Source organism: Paraclostridium sp. MRS3W1 (assembly GCF_032465715.1).
Classification (GTDB): Bacteria; Bacillota; Clostridia; order Peptostreptococcales; family Peptostreptococcaceae; genus Paraclostridium; species Paraclostridium dentum.
This window is the reverse complement of record NZ_JAWDJM010000138.1, coordinates 1-2,050: the sequence shown is the minus strand read 5'-3', so window position 1 is coordinate 2,050 and position 2,050 is coordinate 1. Positions and strand designations below refer to the sequence as shown.

The window sequence follows — 2,050 nt, the reverse complement described above, 5'->3', positions numbered from 1 at the left end:
TCGCTCAGCTAATCATTATCTGAATATCTGGCTTGGTTGTTTGTGTTTAATTCTTTAAAAAAGAATTTTTATAATTAACCTACTGTTTAATTTTCAAAGTTCATTTTTGTTTTGCCCTTTTCTTAAGGACAAGTAATACTATACCACCTTAATTTAACATCGTCAATACTTTTTTAAAATTTAATTTTATTTTTTTATTTTTTTTGAGTTTTATGTTGAAATTTACACATTATACAGTTTTATTAATATTACATTATCTAAATAAAAATAACATAATATTATAATTAAAGTAGTCATTTAAAATAATAGACCACTTTAATTATTAAATTTTTAAATTAATCAACTTGACTTAATAATCTTTTAGTTATATCTCTTAGTTTCATTTCTCCAACTTCTTCATGAGTTATTGCTACAACAGCTTTTATTCTATCTTCTGAATTATCCCACTTATATGATCTAACATTAAGAATAGCACCTTCTGGCATTAATTCTTCTAAATCTACACCAATTTCATCTGCTAAAGTCATATATTCATCAAATAAATCTTCTGTTTCCATTTCACTTAATTCATATTCTTCTTTTATTATTTCATTTAACTCTTCAATATCTACACTAATTTGGAATGCAATAGTATCTTCTCTTTTAGATCCTTTGCTTAAATCTTTATCTACTCTAAATGGACTTTCATTCTCTATTAATGATTTAATTTCTTCACTATCTACAATTTCATTACCGAATAATATGTACATATATAATTCTCCTCATCCTGTGTTAATTATTTAGCCAATGATTCAATTAAACACTCTTCTAAAGAATTTTTAATTCCTTTTTCTTTTGCAACCCTTATTAAATATGAGTATTTTGATTTTTTAGCTTCTAAATCGTATATAGCTACATCAACTAACTCCGGGTCACTTACAAATTGAAAAAAATTCTCAGCATGTTTAATTTCTAATTGTGCTGCCTTTATTTCTTTTATAATTTTTTTATTCTCTATATCATATTTTAAAGTTTTTTTTCTAGGCATAAAAATTCCTCCAATAAATTTATTATCTACCTAGAATCTTGCCAAAAATAACTTTAGATATACCTATCTATGTCTTTTTAATGTATATATTACATCTTTAATCCTATTTTGACAATAGATAAAGCTTTCCTAAAATTAACAATAAAAAAACATCTAATTTATTCAAATTAGATGTTTTACACTGGTGGGATTAACAGGGCTCGAACCTGTGACCCCCTGCTTGTAAGGCAGGTGCTCTCCCAGCTGAGCTATAATCCCGGATATTTATTTATGGTGCGCCCAAAGGGACTCGAACCCCTAACCTTCTGATTCGTAGTCAGACACTCTATCCAGTTGAGCTATAGGCGCATTATTATATTGGAGGCGACACCCAGATTCGAACTGGGGATCAAGGAGTTGCAGTCCACTGCCTTACCACTTGGCTATGTCGCCATTTTTCAATATATAAAAAAATGGTGATCCATCCGCGACTCGAACGCGGGACACCCTGATTAAAAGTCAGGTGCTCTACCGACTGAGCTAATGGATCAACTTTTATGGGGTGGATAATGAGAGTCGAACTCACGACCTCCAGAGCCACAATCTGGCGCTCTAACCAACTGAGCTATACCCACCATAATTGGTCGAGGTGAAGGGACTCGAACCCCCGGCCCCATGGTCCCAAACCACGTGCGCTACCAAACTGCGCTACACCTCGAAGTAATTCTTAAAATGATAAAAGTGGTGGACCTTCAGGGACTCGAACCCCGGACCTACCGGTTATGAGCCGGGCGCTCTAACCAACTGAGCTAAAGGTCCACTTTGTATTGGTAGCGGTAACAGGAGTCGAACCTGTGACCTTTCGGGTATGAACCGAACGCTCTAGCCAACTAAGCTATACCGCCACATATTTTGGTGCCCAGAGGCGGAATCGAACCACCGACACGGGGATTTTCAGTCCCCTGCTCTACCGACTGAGCTATCTGGGCATTTGGCGGAGAGGGTGGGATTCGAACCCACGGCCCCTTTCGGAGTCACTGGTTT

2 protein-coding genes and 9 tRNA genes are annotated in these 2,050 nt (G+C 35.0%); all 11 read right to left on the bottom strand.

The window, feature by feature from the left end; translation table 11 throughout:
• Positions 1 to 335: 335 nt before the first annotated feature.
• Positions 336 to 749, bottom strand: coding sequence for a hypothetical protein (locus RWY47_RS11200; RefSeq protein WP_021431477.1), 414 nt, complete (start codon positions 747 to 749; stop codon positions 336 to 338).
• A gap of 26 nt (positions 750 to 775) precedes the next feature.
• Positions 776 to 1,027, bottom strand: coding sequence for a DUF2508 family protein (locus RWY47_RS11195; RefSeq protein WP_021431476.1), 252 nt, complete (start codon positions 1,025 to 1,027; stop codon positions 776 to 778).
• A gap of 182 nt (positions 1,028 to 1,209) precedes the next feature.
• Positions 1,210 to 1,285, bottom strand: a tRNA-Val gene (locus tag RWY47_RS11190).
• Between the two features lie 13 nt (positions 1,286 to 1,298).
• Positions 1,299 to 1,375: transfer RNA gene (locus tag RWY47_RS11185), tRNA-Arg, on the bottom strand.
• 10 nt (positions 1,376 to 1,385) lie between these two features.
• Positions 1,386 to 1,459, bottom strand: a tRNA-Cys gene (locus tag RWY47_RS11180).
• A gap of 21 nt (positions 1,460 to 1,480) precedes the next feature.
• Positions 1,481 to 1,556, bottom strand: a tRNA-Lys gene (locus RWY47_RS11175).
• Between the two features lie 8 nt (positions 1,557 to 1,564).
• Positions 1,565 to 1,641: transfer RNA gene (locus RWY47_RS11170), tRNA-His, on the bottom strand.
• Between the two features lie 6 nt (positions 1,642 to 1,647).
• Positions 1,648 to 1,724 (bottom strand) — tRNA-Pro (locus RWY47_RS11165).
• Between the two features lie 24 nt (positions 1,725 to 1,748).
• Positions 1,749 to 1,825, bottom strand: a tRNA-Ile gene (locus RWY47_RS11160).
• A 9-nt stretch (positions 1,826 to 1,834) separates the two neighbouring features.
• Positions 1,835 to 1,911 (bottom strand) — tRNA-Met (locus RWY47_RS11155).
• An 8-nt stretch (positions 1,912 to 1,919) separates the two neighbouring features.
• Positions 1,920 to 1,995, bottom strand: a tRNA-Phe gene (locus RWY47_RS11150).
• Positions 1,996 to 2,050: the final 55 nt, after the last annotated feature.

What these genes read in the sequence shown, in the direction of transcription:
- RWY47_RS11200 (WP_021431477.1), bottom strand. Translation starts at nt 749, where the DNA reads ATGTACATATTATTCGGTAATGAAATTGTAGATAGTGAAGAAATTAAA.
- RWY47_RS11195 (WP_021431476.1), bottom strand. Translation starts at nt 1,027, where the DNA reads ATGCCTAGAAAAAAAACTTTAAAATATGATATAGAGAATAAAAAAATT.